Below are 20,247 nucleotides of genomic sequence, written 5' to 3'. Positions count from 1 at the left end.
TGATCATCGTCATTTGATCATGTGATACTGCGCCGGTGGTGCAGTAGAGATGGCAAAGCATCACAGGTACGACATATTGCCAGTGAAATGGAGGTATCCGACACTCCACGGAATGTCATCCACCGCACGACTCTCTTGGACCATTCAAGCGCTCATCCGCCGTGAGCGCTGTTTGCGCTGCGCGTATCCATACCTGTGGGGAGCACCAAGAAATGTCCGTCGAGACATCCGCGAGACCCGCCCGGCCCCAGCGCAACCTGCCGTTGCGCCGGCTGCTGCCGATGGTCGTCCGAGCGCCCCTGGAGGGCCTGGCCGAGGTGGCACGAGAGGCCCGGGGTGAGATCGTCCGGCTGGACGTCGGGCCGTTCCGGCCCTATCTGCTGAGCCACCCCGACCACCTCCAGCAGGCGCTGCGCGGCGACTGGACGAGCTACCTGCGCAAGGGCATGTTCTGGAAGCCCATCGAGCGGCTGCTCGGCGACAGCGTGATCGGCGAGGGGCCCGGCTGGGCCGACAGCCGCAAGGTCCTCCAGCCGCTCTTCACCTCCCGGTACGTCTCCTCGCTCACCGCCGACATGGCGGCGACGATCGACGAGGGCCTCGACGAACTCACCCCCGGCGTGACGATCGACGCGATGGAGGAGATGAACCGCATCGTCACCCGCGCGGTCATCTCGGTGCTGTTCGGCGACCGGATCTCCCCGCGCGACGCCGAGGTCCTCGGGCCCGCGTACGCCACCGCGAACACCTCCTTCGGCTTCCGGATCGCGCTGCCGTTCGTGCCCGACCGGGTGCCGCTGCCCGGCGACCGGAAGTTCATGGGCGCCCGGCAGGTCATCGACGACGTGATCTACCCGCTGATCCGGCAGGCCCGCACGGAGAAGAGCGACGGGCCCGACATCATCTCGGCGCTGGTCCGAGCCCGCGACGGCGAGGGTCGCGAGCTCACCGACGTCAAGCTGAGAGACGACCTGGCCAGCATCTACGGCGCCGCCGCCGAGACCACCGCGGTCGCGCTCACCTGGCTGTGGCCGATCCTGCACGACCACCCCGAGGTGGCCGCGAAGCTCTACGCCGAGATCGACGAGGTCACCGGCGACGGCCCGGTCGACGCCCGGACCCTGCCGAAGCTGCGCTACCTGACCATGGTGCTGCGCGAGATGCTCCGCCTCTACCCGTCCGGATGGGCGATGCCGCGCATGGTCGTGCGGACCCGCGAGATCGGCGGGGTCACCATCAGGGCCGGGTCGCAGGTGCTCATCAGCCCCTATGTCACCCACCGCCTGGACGACTTCTGGCCCGACCCGCTGGCCTTCCGGCCCGAGCGGTTCGACCCGCACACCGAGCAGCGCCGCAGCCGCTACGTCTACCTGCCGTTCGGAGCGGGCCCGCACCAGTGCCTCGGGCAGCACCTGTTCTACATCGAGGCGCCGCTGCTGATCGCCGGGCTGCTCAAGCGGTTCCGGCCCGAGCTGGTGACCGAGGGGCCGTTCCCGGTGCAGCCGGCCGGCACGCTGCGCAGCCGCAAGAAGATCGAGATGATCCTGCGCCCGGTGAAGAAGTGATCGACGCCCACAGCGCCGGCCGGGTGAGCGGCCTGGCGGCGGCCTCCGCGCGCGACCTGACCGCCTGCGCCGCCGCCCATCCCGGGCTCTTCCCGGCCCAGCCGTTCGACGCGACCCTGTTCACCGCCGTCTCGCTGGCCAACGCCTTCGGCTCGCCCGACGCCAGCGTGGCCGATCTGCGGGTGGCCAACCGGCTGTCGCTCTGGATCTTCGCGGTCGACTGGCTGGTCGACCACCGCGCCGAGAAGCTCTCCGAGGTCGACGCGATCGTGGAGGAGTGCCTCGAAGGCGAGGAGGAGAGCCCGCTGACCGCCTTCCTGGGTGAGATCCGCGCCGAGGTCGCCGACGGCAGCGGCCTCTTCGAGGCCGAGCTCGCCCGGACGCTGCACGCCATGCGCCAGGAGTTCGCCTGGAAGACCGGCGACGAGCTGCCCACCTTCGCCGCCTATCTCGACAACGCCGCCAACTTCGGATCGACGCTGGTCAACGTCGCCCACTGGATCGCCGGCGGCGTCACCGGGGTGCCCGCGCTGATCCCGGCCAGCGACGAGGTGCAGAAGGTGCTGCGCCTGCTCAACGACCTGGCCACCCACCACCGGGACGTGACCTGGGGCGACCTCAACGCCCTGATGCTCGGCCCGACCCCCGACGAGATCCGCGCCCACATCCGCGTCCTGGTCGGCAGCGCGCGCGAGCTCATCGGCGACGGCCCCCAGGCCGGATATCTGGGCCGCCAGATCGGCTACAGCTCCGGCTTCTACGGCGTCGCCGACTACTGGGGAAGCCTGTGAGCGCCGACGACCTGGTCGGCGATCTGATGGCCAAGCCGTGGGGCGACGTGTCGCCGTCGGTCTACGAGACCGGCCGCCTGGTCACCCTGGCCCCCTGGCTGGCCGGGCACACCGAACGCCTCGACTACCTGTGCGCCCGGCAGCGGCCCGACGGCGGCTGGGGCCTGCCCGACGGCTACGACCTGGTGCCGACCCTGTCCGCGACCGAGGGCCTGCTGTCCGCGCTCGACCGGGGAGATCCGGCCCCGCGCCGGGGCGATCCGGAGGCCGCCGCCCACCGGGGCGTGGCCGCGCTGGCGCGCCTGCTGGCCGCCGAGCCGTGGCGGCCGCTGCCCGACATGCCGGCGATCGAGCTGATCGTGCCGTACCTGATCAGCCTGATCAACGATCGTCTCGGCCCGTCGGCCCTGCCCCTCCCGCCCGGCATGAGCACCGCCCCGATCGAAAGAATTCGCGTCCGGATGAAATCCGGCGCGCAAGTTCCACAGAAATTGCTCCATGCCTTGGAAATAGCTGGGGATTCCGCGTCTTTTGCGCAAACAGGAGTTTCTTCTATTGGCACGGTCGGCGCTTCTCCCGCCGCGACCGCGGCCTACCTGGGGGACCGGGGGCTCCTGGAGCCCGGCAACCCGGCCCGCCTGCACCTGGAGGCGGTGGCCCGCAGGTTCGGCGGGCCGGTGCCGGTGGGCCTGCCGATCACCGTCTTCGAGCGCGGCTGGGTGTTGAGCACACTGGTCAGGGCGGGTGTCCCCGTCGACCCGCCGGCCGAGATGGCGGCCGACCTGGTGGCCAGTCTCGGTCCGGTGGGCACCCCGGCCGGACCGGGTCTGCCGCCCGACTGCGACACCACGTCGGTGGCCCTCTACGCCTTGGGGCTGCTCGGCGTCCCGTACGACCCCGAGTGCCTGCTCGCCTACGAGCTCGACACCCACTTCTGCACCTGGCAAGGCGAAGAAGGCGCCTCCACCAGCACGAACGCCCACGTCCTCGACGCGCTCGGCCGTTACCTGACCCTCGTGCCGGACGCCGTCCGCTATCGCCCCCGGATGGACAAGGTGGTCACCTGGCTCACCGAGAGGCAACTCCCCGACGGCTCCTGGACCGACCGCTGGCACGCCAGCCCCTTCTACGCCACCGCCTGCGCCGCCCTCGCCCTGCACGAGTACGGCGGCCCGGCCGCCCGGCTCCCGGTCGAGAGGGCGCTGACCTGGATCCTCGCCAGTCAGCGGGAGGACGGGTCGTGGGGCAGGTGGGCCGGCACTCAGGAGGAGACGGCCTACGCCCTGCAGACGCTCCTGCTGGCCGGCGACGCCCGTCACCGCGAGGCGGCGGCCCGCGGGCACGTTTTCCTGTCCGAAGAGGACGACGTCTCGGAATGGCCGCCGCTGTGGCATGACAAGGACCTGTACCTGCCTGTTTCGATCGTCCGGGCGGCCATGATCGCAGCGCGTCATCTTACACGACAGAATGCGGCGGCCTACCTTCAGATATGAGCACATAAATGAGACACGTGAGTTGAGTGTGTTTCCCGGCATTGCTAAGGTTCCCCGGGGCGCTTGCGGCTTGCGCCCCGGTAATCCCGCTAAGCGGTGAACCGTTGGAAATCGCCGGGAAACGCCCAAGGTGGTTGATATGCGCTTACGCAATTCCCGAGTGCGGACCAAGGTGGTGGCGCTCCTCCTGTCCCTCGCGGCTCTTTGGGGGTTCGCGGCCTGGGTCACCCTTCGGGAAGGCGTCAACCTCCTTTTCGTGAACACCTTCGACCAGGGTGTCGCCGAGCCCAGCGACCCGCTCATGCTGGCCCTCCAGGACGAACGGCGCGCGTCGGTCGTCCAGCTCGCCATCCGCCGGCCGCAGGCCGACCTGGCCCGGATCCGCGTCCGGACCGACCAGACCAGAGCCCACTTCGAGACCCTGGCCAGGGGCGACGACGTCGCCTTCGCCGCCAGCCCCGACACGCGCAAGCGCCTCGACGAGCTGTTCGGCCTGCTGGGCGGGCTGGCCGGAGTTCGTCAGTCGATCGACCAGGGCAAGATCAACCGCGACGAGGCGGCCGAGGCCTACACCAAGGTGCTCGACGCCATCTTCCGCACCTATTTCTCCGTCGCGACGCTCGACGACGACCAAATCGCGAAGGACGCCCGCACTCTCATCAGCCTCCAGCGCGCCCGCGAAGTTCTCTCACAGGAAGACGCGCTCCTCGCCGGAGCAATTGCGGCCGGCCGTTTCAGTGCCGGTGAACACGCCAAATTCGTGCAGATCGTCGGCGCCCAGCGTTTTCACACCGGCGAGCAGGTCGCCGAATTGCAGCCCGCCGACCGGGGCCACTTCGACGCCCTGCTCGACGGCGACGCGTTCACCCGGCTCCGCCAGACCGAGAACGCCGTGATGGAACGCGGCCGGACGCTGGAGGTGCCGCCCGTCACGGCGGCCCAGTGGCAGCAGACCACCTCCGTCGCGCTCGGCCAGATGATGGACGAGGTCGTCGCCGGCGGCGACCGGGTGGTCGAGCGGGCCACCCCGGTCGCGATGGGCGTGTTCGTGCGGCTGGCGCTGGCCGGCGGTCTCGGCCTGGTGGCCGTCATCGCGTCCATCGTGCTGTCGATCACCACCGCGCGGCGGCTGGTCGCGCAGCTGGAGAAGCTCCGCGAGGCCGCCCTCGAACTGGCCGAAGAGCGGCTGCCCGGCGTGGTCGAGCGGCTCGCCCACGGCGAGAAGGTCGACGTCGCCAAGGAGGCGCCGCCGCTGGAGTTCGGCGACGACGTCATCGGCCAGGTGGGCCAGGCGTTCAACGCCGTCCAGGAGACCGCGATCCGGACCGCCGTCGAGGAGGCCGAGCTCCGGCAGTCGATCCGCGACATCCTGCTCAGCCTGGCCCGGCGCACCCAGTCGCTCGTGCACCGCCAGCTCACCCTGCTCGACGTCATGGAGCGCCGCGAGACCAACGCCGAGGAGCTCAAGGACCTGTTCCGGGTCGACCACCTCGCCACCCGCATGCGCCGCAACGCCGAGAACCTCATCGTGCTCTCCGGCGCGACCCCGGCCCGCGCCTGGCGCCGGTCCGTCCCGATGGTCGACGTGGTGCGCGGCGCGCTCGCCGAGGTCGAGGACTACACCCGCGTGACGATCATGCCGATGGGCCAGGTCGACCTGACCGGACGGGCCGTCGGCGACGTCATCCACCTGCTCGCCGAGGTGATCGAGAACGCCGTGTCGTTCTCGCCGCCCTACACGGTCGTGCAGGTCGGCGGCCACCCGGTCGCCAGCGGCTACGCCATCGAGATCGAGGACCGGGGCCTGGGCATGTCCCAGGAGGACCTCGACGAGGCCAACGCCCGCATCCTCAACCCGCCGGAGTTCAACCTCTCGAGCACCGCCCGGCTCGGCCTCTACGTGGTCAGCCGCCTGGCCGAACGCCACGGCATCAGGGTCTCGCTCAAGAGCTCCCCCTACGGCGGCACGACCGCCGTCGTGCTGCTGCCGCGCGATCTGGTCGTCGACGACCGGCCCGCCGAGATCCCCCCGGCTGAGCTGCTGCCCGAGGCGCCCCAGAGGCTCGCCGAGGTCACCATGCTCGCCGCGCCGGCGGCGCAGCTGACCCAGCGCCGCCCTGAGCCCGTGCAGGACACCCCTGTCGCTCCGCGCGTCCCGGAGGCCACAGTGACCGAGTTCACCCCCTCAGGTCTGCCCTTCCGCGTCCCCCAGGCGAACATCGCCGCGCCGCTGCGCGACGCGGCCGACGACTACGCCGAACTCGAAGAAGACGACGACGAACGGTCGCCCGAAGAGATCATGCGCATCATGGGCTCGTTCCAGTCGGGCACCCGGCGCGGCCGGACCGCGGCCCGCGAACTCCAACAGAACGAAGGGGACGATCGGTGACCGCGGCCGACCTCGCCTGGCTCCTCGACGACCTGGTCAGCAACGTCAGGGAGGTGCGGCACGGCATCGTGCTGTCCTCCGACGGGCTGCTGCTGGCGAGCTCACGCGACCTGGAGATGGCCAGCGCCGAGCACCTGTCGGCGGTCGCCGCCGGGGTGCAGTCGCTGGCGCGCGGCGTGAGCGAACGGTTCGAGGGCGGCGCCGTCCGGCAGACCATCATCGAGATGCGGTCGGCCTACCTGCTGGTGACGGTCGCCGGCAAGGGCGCCTGCCTCGCCGTGCTCTGCGAGGAGGACGCCGACGTCGGCCTGGTCGCCTACGAGATGGCGATGCTCGTGGTCCGCGTCGGGCAGTACCTGACGTCTCCCGCACGGTCCGTGGCGTCTTCTTCGGTCAGGAGCGACCCGTGAACCCTGACGAGCAACTCTACGACGAGCAGGTCGTCCGTCCCTATGTCATCTCGCGCGGCCGAACCGAGGCCCGCGCGAACCTCGACCTGATCTCCCTGGCGGTGGCCGTCAGGCAGCCGACCGGCCTGGAGGTCGGGCTCGACCCCGAACACGTGGCGATCGTGAAGATGTGCGTCCGCCCGCTGTCGGTCGCCGAGATCGCGGCCACCCTCGACCTGCCCGCGGGCACGGTCCGGGTGCTGCTCGGCGACCTGCTCGACGCCGGTTTCGTGGCGGTCCAGGATCCGCAGCCCGAGGTGGACGTCCTCGACGAGCGAATGTACAGGGCGGTGCTCGATGGCCTCCGTGCCCTCTGACAAGCCTCACCTGCCCACCCCGGTGAAGCTGCTGATCGCGGGCGGCTTCGGGGTGGGCAAGACGACGATGGTCGGCGCGGTGTCGGAGATCCGGCCGCTGCGCACCGAGGAGGTGCTGACCGACCGCAGCGTCGGCGTCGACGACCTGTCCGGCGTCGAGAAGAAGACGACCACCACGGTGGCGATGGACTTCGGCCGGATCAGCGTCGGCGACGACTACGTGCTCTACCTGTTCGGCACCCCCGGCCAGGAGCGGTTCTGGTTCGTCTGGGACGAGCTGGCCAAGGGCGCCCTGGGCGCCGTCGTGCTGGCCGACACCCGGCGTCTGTCCGACTGCTTCCCGTCGGTCGACTACTTCGAGCGGCGCGGCACGCCGTTCGTGGTCGCGGTGAACTGCTTCGAGGGCGCCCCGGTCTACGACCTGGCCGAGGTGAAGCTGGCGCTCAGCCTGCCACCGGACATCCCGGTGCTGCTGTGCGACGCGCGCCGCCGCGCCTCCGGCAAGGAGGTGCTGATCACCCTCGTGCAGCACGCCTACAGCAAGCGCCCGGTCGCCAGCGTCTGAGACACCGCCTCCTGGAGCCGCCGCCGCACGGCCGCCTGCTCGTCGCGTTCGGTGACCGTCTCGACGACCCACAGGCCGGTGGACGGCTGCAGCTCGCTGACGGCGTTGACCCGGGCGTAGGGCACCTGGGCCATCGCGGCGACGTCGCGGGCGCTGACGCCGTGGGGCGTGCCGAACAGGCGCTCGAACTCCGGGCGGCCGGCCGGTTCCAGGGTCGAGAAGATGCCGCCGCCGTCGTTGTTGATCACCATGATCGTCAGGTCGGGCCGGGGCTCCATCGGGCCCATGACCAGGCCGTTCTGGTCGTGGATCAGGGACAGGTCGCCGAGCAGGGCGTACGACGGGCCGTCGTGGGCCAGCGCCGCGCCGATCGCCGACGACACCAGGCCGTCGATGCCCGAGGCGCCCCGGTTGGCCAGGATCCTGATCCCGTCGCGCGGCCGCATGGCCAGGTCGAGGTCGCGGATCGGCATGCTCGACCCGGCGAACAGCAGCGCGTTGGACGGCAGCGCCGCCACCAGGTCGCGGGCCAGCCGGGGCTCGCTCACCGGGATCGTGTCGAGCAGCAGGTCGATGGCGTCGCGGGCGCGTTTCTCGGCCTCGTGCCAGGTGGCCGTCCAGTCGGTCGGGCCGATCGGCGCACCGGCCCGGACCGACGGGACCACGGCCGAGGCGGTCCGCGTCGGGTCGGGGTGGCGGCCCTGCCGCGACACCACGACGTGGCGTTCGGCCGACCGGATGTAGGCCAGCGCCGCCCGCGACAGGCCCACCCGGCCCGACGTCACGACCAGGCCGGGGCGGAAAACCCGCGCGAACGCCGGGTCGCCGAGCAGGCTGCGGTAGGTCGAGATCGCCGCCGGGCCGCGCCGGAAACCGCTGGTCGGCTCGGCCAGGATCGGCCAGCCGGTCGCCTCGGCCAGGCCCTCCCAGTCGTCGTCCTCCGCGCCGTCGCCGAGCAGGATGACCCCGCGCTCCTCTTGCGGCAGCTCCACCGGATCGCCCGTGAGCGCGGGCGGGACCATGGCCGTCCACGGCTGGCGGTCGGCCCGGCCCTCCAGCAGCTTGTCGGCGTCGCCCGACGGGATGAGCGGGTCGCGGAAGGCGAGGTTGAGGTGGACCGGCCCCGGGTCGGGGTGGAGCATGGCCGCCCAGGCCCGGTCGATCGTGGTCCGCCAGTAGGGCATCTGGCCGGGCTCGGCCGCGCCCATCTCGCAGAACCAGCGCACGTGGCCGCCGTAGAGCTTGATCTGGTCGACCGTCTGGTTGGCACCGGTCGCCCGCAGCTCCGGCGGCCGGTCGGCCGTCAGCAGCAGCAGCGGGACGCCCGACTCGGCGGCCTCGACCACGGCGGGCAGGTAGTTGGCGGCGGCGGTGCCGGACGTGCAGACCAGAGCCACCGGGCGGCCCGACCGCCGGGCCAGGCCCAGCGCCAGGAACGCCGCCGAGCGCTCGTCGACCCGCACGTGGAGCCGGATGTCGTCGCTGTTGTGGAAGGCCAGCGCGAGGGCGGTGGACCGTGAGCCGGGGGAGACGACGACCTCGGCCAGCCCGCAGCGGGCCAGTTCGTCGACGACCACCCCGGCCAGCGCCGTCGAGCCGTTCCCGCTCAGAAGTGCCATGGGAACGGGCTCCAATCGGGTGAGCGTTTCTCCAGGAAGGAGTCGCGGCCTTCGGCCGCCTCGTCGGTCATGTACGCCAGCCGCGTCGCCTCCCCCGCGAACACCTGCTGGCCCACCAGTCCGTCGTCGATCAGGTTGAACGAGTATTTGAGCATCCGCTGCGCGGTCGGGCTCTTGCCGTTGATCTTGCGGGCCCACTCCAGCGCGACGACCTCCAGCTCCTCGTGGGGCACGACCGCGTTGACCATGCCCATGCGGTGGGCGTCGTCGGCGCTGTAGGTGTCGCCCAGGAAGAAGATCTCGCGGGCGAACTTCTGGCCCACCTGGCGGGCCAGGTAGGCGCTGCCGAAACCGCCGTCGAAGCTGGCGACGTCGGCGTCGGTCTGCTTGAACCTGGCGTGTTCACGGCTGGCGAGCGTCAGGTCGGCCACCACGTGGAGGCTGTGGCCGCCGCCCGCCGCCCAGCCCGGCACCACGCAGATGACGACCTTGCCCATGAAGCGGATCTGCCGCTGCACCTCCAGGATGTGGAGGCGGCCGGTGGCCGGGGTGCCGTCGGCGTACTGGTAGCCGTCCTTGCCCCGGATGCGCTGGTCGCCGCCGGAGCAGAACGCCCAGCCGCCGTCGCGGGGCGAGGGGCCGTTGCCGGTCAGCAGCACGCAGCCCACGTCGACCTGCTGGCGGGCGTGGTCGAAGGCCCGGTAGAGCTCGTCGACCGTCTGCGGGCGGAAGGCGTTGCGCACTTCGGGACGGTTGAAGGCGATCCGAACCGTGCCCTGATCAACCGCCCGGTGGTAGGTGATGTCGGCGAAGTCGAAGCCCTCGACAGGGCGCCACGCCTTCTCGTCGAACAGTTCAGAAACCATGCTGTCTCACTTTACGCAGGAGGGTTCGGCGAACAGATCCCGGATGGCGCCGAGCTTCGCCTCGGTCTCGTGCCACTCCGAGGCGGGGTTCGAGTCGCCCACGATGCCGCATCCGGCGAACAGCCGGAGGTCGGGCCCCTTCACCTCGGCGCAGCGCAGCGCGATGCACCACTCGCCGTCGCCGCGCATGTCCTGCCAGCCGACGGGGCCGGCGTAGCGCCCCCGGTCGAGGTTCTCCAGCTCGCGCAGCAGCGCCAGGGCCTCCCGGAACGGGGTGCCGCAGACGGCGGCGGTCGGATGGAGCCGCGAGGCCAGGGTGAGCGCGTCGACGTTGTGGCTGAGCGTGCCGCTGATCCGGGTCGCCAGGTGGGTGACGTTGGCCAGTTGCAGCTCGTGCGGCTCGTGGACGTCGAGCTCCAGGCAGTGGGCCCGCAGCACGTCCTCGGCCGAGTCGGCGGCCAGTTCGTGTTCCACCGCGGTCTTCTCGGTGCCCAGGCCGATCGCCCCGCCGGGCCACTCGGTGCCGGCCAGCACCAGCGACTTCACCATCCGGCCGAACCGCCCGGTCAGCAGCTCGGGCGAGGCGCCCACCAGGCCGTCGACGGCGAACGTCCAGCAGCCGGGGAACCTCTCGTTCAGCCGGGAGACCGCCGTGCGCGGGTCGAAGGGCCCGCCCAGCAGCCCCCGCACGTCCCTGGCCAGCACGACCTTGTGCAGCCGCCCGGCGCGGATGTCCTCGACCGCCCTGCTCACCTGCTTGTGGAAGCGGTCGCGGGCGTCGGGCTGCGCCAGCCAGCGGACGTTCGGCAGCGGGTCCGGGACCGTTCCATCGGGATGGCAGGGGTCGCCCACGGTCGTCATCCACGACGCGCGGCCGCGCTTGGCGATGAGGACCTGCGGGATCACGAACACCGACCGCCCCGGCCCGTGGTCGAAGGTGAAGCTGCCGAACGCGACCGGACCCGAGCCCGGCAGGCCCACCCGGTCGTCGACGTTGCGCTGGGCCAGCCAGCGCCGGAACCAGCGGCGGGCGTGCTCGAACCGGCCGGGCCCGCTCACCTCGAACCGGGCCGCGACCCCCCACCCGGCCATGCCCTCGTCGCCGTGCAGCCACAGCAGGCTGTCGGAGAAGGGCACGGCGTCGATCAGCGGGCCCGGATCCTGGATCGGAACCGTCCGCACCAGGTCCATCAGGTCCCCTCTGGCCGGCGCGCCAGCACCGAGTGGACGGTGAAGGAGACCGCGCGGAACCCCGGGTCGGCCATGACCGCCCGCACCTCGCCGAGCTGGTCCTTCGTCAGGCCGGTGGCCAGGAAGTGGTCCTCCAGGTGGAAGCTGTTGCTGGTGAGCAGTTCCAGGCCGGGCGACTTCGGCCCCCACACCTCGACGTGGCACCACGGGTCGATCTGGACGAACCCGGCCTCGGCGATCTCCTGGGCGGCCGAACGCCCCCACGTCGGGTCGCTGCCCACGTCGACCAGCACCGAGGCCATCGCGCGCAGGAACGTCTCGTAGAGCTCCCGGGCGGTGTGGTCGGGCGTCATCAGGGCGGGCCAGTGGGTGACGTCGATCTCGTCGACCTGCAGCCAGCCGCCCGGCTTCAGCGCGTCGCGCAGCCGCCGCAGGACCGCCGCCCGCTCGGTCAGGTGGCTGAGCACGAGCCGGGCGTGGATCAGGTCGAACGCCGCCTCTGGCAGCGGGTCGTGCACGATGTCGTGCCGGGTGACGGTGAGCCCGTCGTGCGGCGGGATGAGCCCCGGCTTGATGTCGGTGGCGAAGACGTGGCCGCGCGGCGCGGCCCGGTCGGCCAGCCACCGCGCGACGCTGCCGCCGCCGGCCCCGATCTCCAGGCAGTTCCAGCCGTCCCGGACGCCGGTCTGGGCGAGCCGGGCGAAGGTCAGCGGGTCGAGCAGGTCGGCCAGGCAGCGGTGCTGGTCGGCGGAGTGGTCGCCGTCGTTGTCGAAGACATATTGGTGCGCGAGCGCATGCGTCATCGGATTTCCCCCCCGGGAAAGACAAGCAGTCCGGTTCCGCATGCTAGGCCGTGATCACATCAGGTCATCGGCAGACACTCAGAGTGGTGCGCCCTTCCGAAACACGGCGGCGGTGTTCCGGAGAGCGGTGTGATCGATCGTGGGGTCGCCGTGCACGGCGAGGAGGTCGGCGTCGAAGCCGGGCGCGATCCGGCCCTTCCTGCGGTCGATCCGGCAGACCCTGGCGGCGTCGGAGGTGAACGCGCGCAGCATCTCGACCGGGGTCATCCCGGACATGGACAGCATCTCCCCGCCGCGGGTGAGGATGCCGTGGGGCTTGGGCGGGCCGATGCCCGAGTCGCTGCCGCCGACGATGGTGACGCCCGACTCGTACAGCAGGCGCAGGCTCTCGTGGAGCCGGGGCAGCAGCGCGGCGATCCTCGGCGGCGGCGGGAAGCCGGGCTGGACGCCGACGGTCAGCGAGGCGGCCACGCCGTTCGCGGCCATGGTCGCCATGATCCCGGGGTCGGGGGCGACGCCGTCCTCGGTCAGGAAGGTGACGTGCTCGACCGTGTCGAACCCGGCCTCGGCCGCGGCCAGGATGCCCGGCCCGCTGTGGGCGTGCCCGGCGATCGGCAGCCCGTGACGGCGCGCCTCGTCGGCCGCCGCCTCGATCTCGGCCCGGCTGAACTGGTTGAGGTGGGAGAAGGTCCCGGGCGTCATCTCGCCGCCCGTGATCATCATCTTGACGGCGTGGGCGCCCTTGTCGGCCCGTTCGCGGACGGCCTTGCGCACGCCGTCGACCCCCTCGGCCTCGCCCCCGAGGAACCAGCAGTGCCCTCTGACCGAGGTGATCGGGGCTCCGGCGCTGAGGATCTCCGGCCCGTCGGTCATCTCCCGGGCCAGGCGTAAGGCCAGGTAGCCGCGGTCGCCCAGGTCGCGCACCGTGGTGACGCCGACGGCCAGGTGGGCGTGGGCGGCGGCGCGCATCCGGTCGAGCAGGCCCGGGGCGTCGAGGGCCGCGATCGGGTCGGGGGAGGCGTCGAAGGCCAGGTGGACGTGGGTGTCGACGAGCCCCGGCAGCAGGGTGACGTCGCCGAGGTCGCGGACGTCGCCGCTCTCGGGCGCGTCGTCGAGCAGTTCGACGATCCTGCCGTCCGAGACGACGACGGCCCGCTTGGCGGTCAGATCCCTGCCGTCGAAGACGCGGCGCGCGCGAATGATGGGCATGTGCCGACTATCCGCCCATTTCCGGTCGCGCGCTTGAGTATGGGGCTACTCAGTGACCGGGATCCTGAGCGACACCGCCCCCCGCATGTCGAGCCAGACGTCCTTCGGCCCCCTGACCAGCGTCAGCACGACCTCCTCGCACCCGGGGCAGCGGGCCACCAGGCCGGGGGCGGCGCCGTAGACGTGCAGCCCGGCCAGCGGGCCCCGCAGGCCGCAGCCCGCGCAGGTGCCCTGCGCCACGGTGACGTCGAGGGTGAAGATCTCGCTCAGCGGCCCGGCGAGGGCGTTGCCGTCCTGGTAGTCCATGGGTCAGCCTCCGGTGGGTCCGAAACGCTCGGTTCTGATCTTGGCCGGGTCGTGGCCCAGCCCGGTCAGCAGGTCGGCCGCGGCCTCGACGAACCCCGTCGGGCCGCAGACGTAGACGTCGGGTGCGGTCTCCGGCGGCCAGCCGTAGGCGATTAGGTCGGCCGCCTGGAGACGCCCGGCGGCGCGGCCCGCGTCGGGCGGGGCGATCCGGGTGTAGAGATAGGCCACCTCGACCCCCGCCATCACCTTCTCCAGCTCGTCGGCGTAGAAGAGCTGGCCGGGGTCGCGCAGCGAGTAGAGCAGCCGGAACGGGGTGTCGCTCTTGCCCCGCGAGCGGACCATCGCCATCAGCGGCACGATGCCCGACCCGCCCCCGACCAGCAGCACCGGCGGGGAGGAGTGGGGCCGCCAGACGAACCAGCCGCCGACCGGGCCGCGCAGCTCGATCTGGTCGCCGGGCTCCAGCACCTCGGTCAGGTAGGGCGACACCTCGCCGTCGCCGACCGTCTGGACCGTCAGCTCCAGCCGGTCCTCGGACGAGGCGTTGGCGATGGAGTAACTGCGCTGGGTGCTGTAGCCGTCGGGGGCGGTCAGCCGCACGTCGACGTGCTGGCCGGGCAGATGGCCGGGCCAGCCGGGCACGTCGAAGACCAGCGTTCGCGCCGTCGGGGTCTCCTGACGGGTGGACACGAGGGTGGCCACCCGCCAGTTCAGGCGCTTAATCACCCTGGTAGCGCTGCTCGCGCCACGGGTCGCCGTAGTTGTGGTAGCCCGCGGTCTCCCAGAAGCCCGGCCAGTCCTCGTCGAGGAGGCGGAGGCCCTTGATCCACTTGGCCGACTTCCACAGGTAGAGGTGCGGCACCAGGAGCCGGGCCGGGCCGCCGTGGGCGGGGGCGAGCTCCTCGCCGTCGTACTCGTGCACGATCCAGGCCTTGCCGTCGAGGAGGTCCTCCAGCGGCAGGTTGGTCGTGTAACCGCCGTAGCTGTAGGCCAGCGCGTACTCGGCGGCCGACTCGACGTCCTCCATCAGCACGTCGAGGCTGACGCCCTTCCACCCGGTGCCGAACTTCGACCACTTCGTCACGCAGTGGAGGTCGACCGTCGGCGTCTCCTGCGGAAGGGCCTGGAACTCCTCCCACGACCAGCGGTGAACCTGGCCCTCGGCCGTGTCGATGGAGAACTCCCACCGGTCGAGCGGCACCCGCGGGGTCGGCCCGGCCGACAGGACCGGGAAGTCGTGGACGAGGTACTGGCCGGGCGGCAGCTTGGCGTCCGGTTCCCGTGGGCGGCCACTGAAAGCGCGCGAGATGATCCCCATAGGTGCCGTCTTACCCCATTTAGAGAAGGTTGTTGAGATCGCGGAAGGACAGACCCCCGGCGATCGAGGTGTACGTCCCGTCGGTGAGCAGTTCCAGCGTCGCGGCCCTGGCCACGGCGTAGGCGGCCGAGGCCACCGACGAGCCCAGGCTGATCCGGGCCACCCCGGCCTCGGCGAAGGCCGCGACCGGCGGCGCGCCCGGCCCCAGCAGCACGTTGAGCGGCGCGTCGATCTCCTTGACGAGCTGTGACACCAGGCCCGGGTCGGTGACGCCCGGCACGAAGATCCCCGTCGCGCCCGCCTCCAGGAACGCCGAGGCCCGGCGCAGGGTGTCGGCCAGGTCGTCGCCGCCCCGGAGGAAGACGTCGATGCGGGCGTTGATGTACAGCGGGATTCCGGCGTCGTCGGCGGCCCGGCGGGCGGCGGCGAGCCGGGCCTGCTGGTCGGCGATGTCCCGCACGCCGTCCTCGATGTTGACGCCCACGGCCCCCGCCTCGATGATCCGGGCGATCGTCACCGCCACGTCGTCGGGCGTGTCGCCGAAGCCGCTCTCGACGTCGGCGGTGACCGGCACCCCGACCGTCGCGGCCACCCGCCGCACGGCCTCGGCGGCGCGGTCGCGGCCGAGGTGGTCGCCGTCGGCCACCCCGAGGCTCCACGCGACGCCCGCGCTGGTCGTGGCGACCGCCTTGGCGCCGGCCTGCTCGATCAGCCGGGCGCTGGCGGCGTCCCAGGCGTTGGGCAGCAGCAGCGGGTCACCGGGGACGTGCAGTGAACGGAAAAGTCGTGCCTTGTCGGTGGACATGAGGCCAGTAGATCAGGTTCCGAGCATCTCCTGGGAGACGTACCAGAGCCGCATGGCGAGCTCCGGGTCGACCGCGTAGGGCGCGTAGCCGCGCTTCGGGCCGGTGCCCGGGTAGGGCTCGGCCTCGTTGCAGTCCTCGAAGTAGCGGCCGGTGACCCCGTCGAGCAGCGGTGAGGTCGCCACCAGGACGCTGGTGGCGGCGCCCTGCGGGATGGTCTTGCCCGCCGGGCGGCCGGTGTTGTCCATGAGGCTCTGGAAGCCCTCTTCGGTGAAGTGGCGCTGGATGCCGGTGCGGATCACCCCGGGCATCACCGCGTTCACCATGATCCCGTCGCCCGCCCAGCGCCCGGCCGCGCCGACCGCGAACAGCGCGTTGGCGGTCTTCGACTGGCCGTAGGCCTCCATCGGGTCGTACTCGCGGCGCATGTAGTGGATGTCGTCGAACACCACCGGCGACCGCAGGTTGGCGACCGAGCTCAGCACCACCACGCGCGCTCCCGGGCGCATGGCCAGCGCCTCGTGCAGGCCGGTGGTCAGGGTGAAGTGGCCCAGGTGGTTGGTGGCGAACTGAAGCTCCCAGCCCTCGGGCGTCCGGGTCAGCGGGGGCGCCGAGATGCCCGCGTTGTCGACCAGGATGTCGAGCGGCCCGGCCCACCCGGCGACGAAGTCGCGGACCGAGGCCTGGTCGGAGAGGTCCAGATGGGCGATGGCGATCTTGCCGCCGATCTCGTCGGCGGCGCGGATGCCGGCGTCGACGTCGCGGACCGCGAGCATGACCTCGGCCCCCGCGTCGGCCAGGACCCGGGCGGTCTCCAGGCCGATGCCGGAGTTGGCGCCGGTGACGATGGCGCGTCTGCCGCCGAGGTCGATGCCTTCGATGACCTCACTCGCCGTGGAATCTGCCCCAAAAGGCGTTTTAACGGTCATAACTCCGAAACTAGCGAGCCAGCCGTCAAACCGGGGTCAAGGCATCGGCACGGCCACCGGCTCCGGCTGCCCCTCCCAGGTCAGCCAGATGACCCCGGGGTGCCGGGCCGCCGGGCGCAGCAGGAACTGCCAGCTCGACCCCGGCCCGATGGCCACCGCCGAGGGCAGGTCGCCGAGGCCAGGCCCGGCCTTGCGCCGGTCGGCCGTCACCGACAGAGCCCGGTCGGTGCCCGTGTTGGTCAGCCAGCAGAGTGACTGGGTGCCGCGGACGCGGGCGATCCGCCACGCCACCGGAGGCGGCCCCGGCTCTTCGAGAACCCGCCGGTTCACCAGCAGGCCGACCATGCTCAGACCCAGGCCGCCGACCCCGACCGCCGCGCCCAGGGCGAGGTCTCCGCTCGTCAGTGCGTTCACACGGCTGACATTAGGAAGGCGCGGGACCGGAGGCCGGGGGACTGGCGAGACCGTTACCCCGACCTGGCCTTTTGCAGATGGCACAGAACGGCAGTTTCATCCCAGAAAGGTCTTCATTTAACCTAGGGGCAAAGTAGGAAGACAAGGAGATGCCGTGCGGTCACTGCTCTTGCTCGGGCTCGTCGGATTCGCGGCCCAACTCGTCGACGGCAGCCTCGGCATGGCTTACGGCGTCACCTCCACCACCCTGCTGCTGGCCATCGGCACCAACGCCGCCGCCGCGTCGGCGACCGTGCACCTGGCCGAGATCGGCACAACCCTCGCCTCGGGCGTCGCCCACTGGCGCTTCAACAACATCGACTGGAAGGTCGTCGCGAAGATCGGCATCCCGGGCGCCATCGGCGCCTTCGCGGGCGCGACCTTCCTGTCGAGCCTGTCCACCGAGTCGGGCGCGCCGATCATGTCGCTGATCCTGCTCACGCTCGGCCTCTACATCCTGATCCGCTTCACCGCCTTCGGCCTGCCGAAGAAGAACCTCGGCAAGCCCATGCGCAAGCGGTTCCTGGCCCCGCTCGGGCTGTTCGCCGGGTTCGTCGACGCGACCGGCGGCGGCGGCTGGGGCCCGGTCGGCACCCCGGCGATCCTGGCCAGCGGCCGGATGGAGCCGCGCAAGGTCATCGGCTCGATCGACGCCAGCGAGTTCCTCGTCGCCATCGCCGCCTCGCTCGGCTTCCTGTTCGGCATCGGCTCGGAGAACATCGACTTCGCCTGGGTCGGCGTGCTGCTGCTCGGCGGCGTCATCGCCGCGCCGATCGCCGCCTTCATCGTGCGCTACGTCGCGCCGCGCATCCTCGGCTCCGCCGTCGGCGGCCTGATCATCCTCACCAACGTGCGCACGCTCCTGCGCAGTGACTGGATCGCCGCCTCCAGCGGGACCCAGACCGTCGTGTACGTCATCCTCGCGCTCGTCTGGGTCGGGGCGATCGCCTACTCGGTCGGCGAGCACCGCAAGACCAAGGCCGCCGAGGCCGAGCTGACCCCGGCGGCCTGAGAGGTCAGCCGCGCACCTTCACGACCACCCTGTCGACCACTCTGTCGATGATCACCATCACGACCATCGTCAGCCCGGCCAGCGGGAACAGCAGCCCCAGCACGGCGAGCAGGGCCACCACGCCCCAGGTGGTGCGCCCGTTCGCCGGGCGGCGCGGCGCGCCGATCCGGCCCTTCGGGCGGCGCTTCCACCACATCCACACACCGGTCACGATCAGCGTGATCAGCGCCAGGCACGCCCCGAGCATGACGAGCAGGTTCACCAGGCCGTAGCGGCGGCCCTCGTGGATCGCGATGCCCAGTTCGACGGCCTTGGCCATCACGCCGTACTCGTTCCAGCCGTAGTCGGTGAGGATCTTCCCGCTGTACTGGTCGATGTGCAGGGTCTGCCCGGCCGACGGGTCGCGGTAGTGGTCGGTGACGACCGTGTAGACGCCGGTCGGCTCGGCGGGCAGCAGCATCTTCAGGTCACACTGTCCCGGCGGGCAGTCGCGGATCGCCGGCCGGGCCGCCGTCAGCGCCGCCTCCAGCGCGATCGCGCCCGGCTGGAGCACGCCGCCGCCCCCGCCGTGGTGCGCCGTCGACTCGGGCACCGGCAGGTTCTCGGCCGCCCACGGCACCTTCACGTCGGGGTGGTGCGACAGGTCGCCGGTGAGCGTCGACGACGAGGTCACCTCGGGGTAGCCGGAGTCGAAATAGGCCTGCGCCTTGTTCACGTAGTCGCCCCAGAAGCCCGACCACGGCAGCCCCGACAGGACCAGGAACACGATCGCCACACCGGCGCCGACGCCGGTCCACATGTGCAGGCGGCGCAGCGAGGCGCGGGTCCGCCTCTTCGGGGCGGCCCGCTTCCTGGTCGTCCACCACATGTAGGTGCCGGTGGCGATGAGGATCAGCGACCAGCAGGCGGCCGTCTCCACGATCCGGTCGCCGACGACCCCGGCCATCAGCTCGCCGTGGATCTTGCGGATCATCGTCATGAACGTCGCCGCGTCGTCGACCGTGCCGAGGACCGTGGCGTCGGCCGGGTTGACGTACACGGAGACGCCGTCGGCGAACGGGCCCGGGTCGGCGCCCTGGAAGATGACCCGGGTGGAGCGGTCGGGCCCCGAGGGCGGGATCACCGCCCGGATGGCGACGCCCGGCTTCACGGCCTGGGCAGCCGCGACCTGGTCGGCGAGCGGCACCGGGTTCGCGACGGCGGCCACCTCGCGCACGTCCCGCTGCATCGCCGCGTCGAAGGGCTGCTTGAACAGGTAGATCGAGCCGGTCACGGCCATCACGAACAGGATCGGGGCGACGAACACCCCGGCGTAGAAGTGCCACCGCCACAGCAGGCGGTAGTTGTGCGTTGACGATGTGGAGTCGGAATCGGGCGTCGTCGGACGCACGTCGATCGTGGTCATGTTTTTTCTCCGGATGAGAGGTCGACGAGGTTCAGCGGGCGGGCTGAACCGGTGGACCTCTCCGCCGGAGGACGGACGCGAGGAACCTCTCCTGCGGAACGGCGGCCGCCTCGCCCCGGAACACCACGACCCCGACGGCCGGGATCCGGGGCCGCAGCAGCACGAACAGACGCGCCACCAGCAGGTGCAGCAACTCCGCCAGGGCGTTCTCGCCCCGCGACAGCCAGGCCGCCGACAGCACCGCGACCACGCCGTGGGCGACCGCCATGCCGAGCGCGGCCGCGGCCCCGCCGGTGTGGTGGTCGGCCGGGGGCGTCACGGCCCCCAGGGCGAACAGGTGGTGCATGCCGTACTGGAAGAGGAAGGAGAAGGCGAGCAGCACCGGGCCGGACAGGCGGCGCCGGGCCAGCGCGAAGGCGACGCAGCCGGTCGCTAACGTGGCCGCCCCCACGAGCGGCAGGTGGACGGGGGAACCCCCGGCGAGCACGTGCATGGCGAGCGACGCGACCACGCAGACGACGGCGAAGACCGCCGCGCGTGCGACGCGTAAGCCGGGCCCGCCGATGTCCACGACCGCAATGCTCCCAGAAACGATCAGAGAGGCAAGGCCTCAAGCGCTCACAACCGGAGATACGCGACAGAGGCCCCGGCCGTTCGATTACCGGCACATCGGCCTATTGGTGATCGTTGACCGAACACGGACGGATGCGCTCCGTAGTATTACGAGGTCACACTCTTAGCGTGAATGCGTGATCTTCGCATCA

General features: G+C 71.4%; 21 protein-coding genes. 8 read left to right on the top strand and 13 right to left on the bottom strand.

The features are described 5' to 3' along the window. The first annotated feature begins 212 nt into the window (after positions 1 to 212). From AW270_RS30280 to AW270_RS30250, 7 genes are all read left to right on the top strand, one after another. Positions 213 to 1,565 (top strand): cytochrome P450, encoded by a 1,353-nt coding sequence (locus AW270_RS30280; RefSeq protein WP_061299540.1) that lies wholly within the window; start codon positions 213 to 215, stop codon positions 1,563 to 1,565. Beyond that, the gene (locus AW270_RS30275) at positions 1,562 to 2,356 is read left to right on the top strand and encodes a terpene synthase family protein (RefSeq protein WP_061299539.1); all 795 of its coding nucleotides are present in this window, start codon (positions 1,562 to 1,564) and stop codon (positions 2,354 to 2,356) included. The genes AW270_RS30280 and AW270_RS30275 overlap by 4 nt, the downstream gene beginning before the upstream one ends. Beyond that, positions 2,353 to 3,849 (top strand): prenyltransferase/squalene oxidase repeat-containing protein, encoded by a 1,497-nt coding sequence (locus AW270_RS30270; RefSeq protein ID WP_245674921.1) that lies wholly within the window; start codon positions 2,353 to 2,355, stop codon positions 3,847 to 3,849. The genes AW270_RS30275 and AW270_RS30270 overlap by 4 nt, the downstream gene beginning before the upstream one ends. Positions 3,850 to 3,988: 139 nt before the next feature. Continuing rightward, positions 3,989 to 6,238, top strand: a complete 2,250-nt coding sequence (locus tag AW270_RS30265) for a sensor histidine kinase (RefSeq protein ID WP_061299537.1) — start codon at positions 3,989 to 3,991, stop codon at positions 6,236 to 6,238. Beyond that, positions 6,235 to 6,648 carry a roadblock/LC7 domain-containing protein gene (locus AW270_RS30260; RefSeq protein WP_061299536.1) on the top strand — a complete coding sequence of 138 codons (414 nt, stop codon included), beginning with the start codon at positions 6,235 to 6,237 and terminating at the stop codon, positions 6,646 to 6,648. The genes AW270_RS30265 and AW270_RS30260 overlap by 4 nt, the downstream gene beginning before the upstream one ends. Then, the gene (locus AW270_RS30255; RefSeq protein WP_061299535.1) at positions 6,645 to 7,004 is read left to right on the top strand and encodes a DUF742 domain-containing protein; all 360 of its coding nucleotides are present in this window, start codon (positions 6,645 to 6,647) and stop codon (positions 7,002 to 7,004) included. The genes AW270_RS30260 and AW270_RS30255 overlap by 4 nt, the downstream gene beginning before the upstream one ends. Beyond that, the gene (locus tag AW270_RS30250) at positions 6,985 to 7,569 is read left to right on the top strand and encodes a GTP-binding protein (RefSeq protein ID WP_061299534.1); all 585 of its coding nucleotides are present in this window, start codon (positions 6,985 to 6,987) and stop codon (positions 7,567 to 7,569) included. The genes AW270_RS30255 and AW270_RS30250 overlap by 20 nt, the downstream gene beginning before the upstream one ends. Here AW270_RS30250 and menD read toward each other — a convergent pair. The 11 genes from menD to AW270_RS30195 form a co-directional block, all read right to left on the bottom strand. Next, a complete protein-coding gene (gene menD, locus AW270_RS30245) occupies positions 7,539 to 9,188 on the bottom strand; it encodes a 2-succinyl-5-enolpyruvyl-6-hydroxy-3-cyclohexene-1-carboxylic-acid synthase (protein ID WP_061299533.1) in 1,650 nt (549 codons plus the stop codon). The two genes, AW270_RS30250 and menD, sit on opposite strands and share 31 nt — an antisense overlap. After that, on the bottom strand, positions 9,176 to 10,054 hold the full coding sequence (locus AW270_RS30240; RefSeq protein WP_061299532.1) for a 1,4-dihydroxy-2-naphthoyl-CoA synthase: 879 nt from the start codon (positions 10,052 to 10,054) through the stop codon (positions 9,176 to 9,178). Before AW270_RS30240 ends, menD begins: the two co-directional genes overlap by 13 nt. 6 nt (positions 10,055 to 10,060) lie before the next feature. Beyond that, positions 10,061 to 11,245, bottom strand: coding sequence for an isochorismate synthase (locus AW270_RS30235; RefSeq protein WP_063819392.1), 1,185 nt, complete (start codon positions 11,243 to 11,245; stop codon positions 10,061 to 10,063). Beyond that, positions 11,245 to 12,048 carry a class I SAM-dependent methyltransferase gene (locus AW270_RS30230; protein ID WP_061299531.1) on the bottom strand — a complete coding sequence of 268 codons (804 nt, stop codon included), beginning with the start codon at positions 12,046 to 12,048 and terminating at the stop codon, positions 11,245 to 11,247. The genes AW270_RS30235 and AW270_RS30230 overlap by 1 nt, the downstream gene beginning before the upstream one ends. A gap of 78 nt (positions 12,049 to 12,126) precedes the next feature. Then, positions 12,127 to 13,257, bottom strand: a complete 1,131-nt coding sequence (locus AW270_RS30225) for an amidohydrolase family protein (protein ID WP_061299530.1) — start codon at positions 13,255 to 13,257, stop codon at positions 12,127 to 12,129. Positions 13,258 to 13,302: 45 nt separating this feature from the next. Beyond that, complete coding sequence (locus AW270_RS30220) at positions 13,303 to 13,563, bottom strand: DUF6510 family protein (protein ID WP_061299529.1); 261 nt, start codon at positions 13,561 to 13,563, stop codon at positions 13,303 to 13,305. A gap of 3 nt (positions 13,564 to 13,566) precedes the next feature. Further along, entirely contained in the window at positions 13,567 to 14,289 is a 723-nt protein-coding gene (locus AW270_RS30215; RefSeq protein ID WP_061299528.1) for a ferredoxin reductase, read from the bottom strand. After that, positions 14,282 to 14,881 carry a sulfite oxidase-like oxidoreductase gene (locus AW270_RS30210; RefSeq protein WP_061299527.1) on the bottom strand — a complete coding sequence of 200 codons (600 nt, stop codon included), beginning with the start codon at positions 14,879 to 14,881 and terminating at the stop codon, positions 14,282 to 14,284. The genes AW270_RS30215 and AW270_RS30210 overlap by 8 nt, the downstream gene beginning before the upstream one ends. Before the next feature lie 19 nt (positions 14,882 to 14,900). Beyond that, positions 14,901 to 15,686, bottom strand: coding sequence for an isocitrate lyase/PEP mutase family protein (locus tag AW270_RS30205; RefSeq protein WP_061299526.1), 786 nt, complete (start codon positions 15,684 to 15,686; stop codon positions 14,901 to 14,903). Positions 15,687 to 15,698: 12 nt separating this feature from the next. Continuing rightward, a complete protein-coding gene (locus AW270_RS30200; protein ID WP_061299525.1) occupies positions 15,699 to 16,613 on the bottom strand; it encodes an SDR family NAD(P)-dependent oxidoreductase in 915 nt (304 codons plus the stop codon). Positions 16,614 to 16,649: 36 nt separating this feature from the next. Then, positions 16,650 to 17,027 carry a hypothetical protein gene (locus AW270_RS30195; RefSeq protein ID WP_061299524.1) on the bottom strand — a complete coding sequence of 126 codons (378 nt, stop codon included), beginning with the start codon at positions 17,025 to 17,027 and terminating at the stop codon, positions 16,650 to 16,652. A gap of 154 nt (positions 17,028 to 17,181) precedes the next feature. On the opposite strand from AW270_RS30195, the gene AW270_RS30190 reads away from it, so the two are divergent. Further along, positions 17,182 to 18,078 carry a sulfite exporter TauE/SafE family protein gene (locus tag AW270_RS30190; RefSeq protein ID WP_061299523.1) on the top strand — a complete coding sequence of 299 codons (897 nt, stop codon included), beginning with the start codon at positions 17,182 to 17,184 and terminating at the stop codon, positions 18,076 to 18,078. A gap of 4 nt (positions 18,079 to 18,082) precedes the next feature. Here the strand turns inward: AW270_RS30190 and AW270_RS30185 are convergent, their stop codons facing one another. Both AW270_RS30185 and AW270_RS30180 read right to left on the bottom strand, forming a co-directional pair. Continuing rightward, entirely contained in the window at positions 18,083 to 19,483 is a 1,401-nt protein-coding gene (locus tag AW270_RS30185) for a PepSY-associated TM helix domain-containing protein (RefSeq protein WP_061299522.1), read from the bottom strand. A 31-nt stretch (positions 19,484 to 19,514) separates the two neighbouring features. Continuing rightward, positions 19,515 to 20,054, bottom strand: a complete 540-nt coding sequence (locus AW270_RS30180; RefSeq protein WP_061299521.1) for a hypothetical protein — start codon at positions 20,052 to 20,054, stop codon at positions 19,515 to 19,517. Positions 20,055 to 20,247: the final 193 nt, after the last annotated feature.

It is taken from the genome of Herbidospora cretacea (assembly GCF_001570605.1).
Taxonomy (GTDB): Bacteria; Actinomycetota; Actinomycetes; order Streptosporangiales; family Streptosporangiaceae; genus Herbidospora; species Herbidospora cretacea.
Note: the sequence above shows the minus strand (reverse complement) of the source record. Positions and strands in the feature narration are given on the sequence as shown.

Excerpts from the sequence above, each read along its gene's own strand:
- AW270_RS30280 (WP_061299540.1), top strand. The coding sequence starts at position 213 with ATGTCCGTCGAGACATCCGCGAGACCCGCCCGGCCCCAGCGCAACCTG.
- AW270_RS30265 (WP_061299537.1), top strand. The coding sequence starts at position 3,989 with ATGCGCTTACGCAATTCCCGAGTGCGGACCAAGGTGGTGGCGCTCCTC.
- AW270_RS30250 (WP_061299534.1), top strand. The coding sequence starts at position 6,985 with ATGGCCTCCGTGCCCTCTGACAAGCCTCACCTGCCCACCCCGGTGAAG.
- menD (WP_061299533.1), bottom strand. The coding sequence starts at position 9,188 with ATGGCACTTCTGAGCGGGAACGGCTCGACGGCGCTGGCCGGGGTGGTC.
- AW270_RS30240 (WP_061299532.1), bottom strand. The coding sequence starts at position 10,054 with ATGGTTTCTGAACTGTTCGACGAGAAGGCGTGGCGCCCTGTCGAGGGC.
- AW270_RS30235 (WP_063819392.1), bottom strand. The coding sequence starts at position 11,245 with ATGGACCTGGTGCGGACGGTTCCGATCCAGGATCCGGGCCCGCTGATC.
- AW270_RS30230 (WP_061299531.1), bottom strand. The coding sequence starts at position 12,048 with ATGACGCATGCGCTCGCGCACCAATATGTCTTCGACAACGACGGCGAC.
- AW270_RS30225 (WP_061299530.1), bottom strand. The coding sequence starts at position 13,257 with ATGCCCATCATTCGCGCGCGCCGCGTCTTCGACGGCAGGGATCTGACC.
- AW270_RS30220 (WP_061299529.1), bottom strand. The coding sequence starts at position 13,563 with ATGGACTACCAGGACGGCAACGCCCTCGCCGGGCCGCTGAGCGAGATC.
- AW270_RS30210 (WP_061299527.1), bottom strand. The coding sequence starts at position 14,881 with ATGGGGATCATCTCGCGCGCTTTCAGTGGCCGCCCACGGGAACCGGAC.
- AW270_RS30205 (WP_061299526.1), bottom strand. The coding sequence starts at position 15,686 with ATGTCCACCGACAAGGCACGACTTTTCCGTTCACTGCACGTCCCCGGT.
- AW270_RS30200 (WP_061299525.1), bottom strand. The coding sequence starts at position 16,613 with ATGACCGTTAAAACGCCTTTTGGGGCAGATTCCACGGCGAGTGAGGTC.
- AW270_RS30185 (WP_061299522.1), bottom strand. The coding sequence starts at position 19,483 with ATGACCACGATCGACGTGCGTCCGACGACGCCCGATTCCGACTCCACA.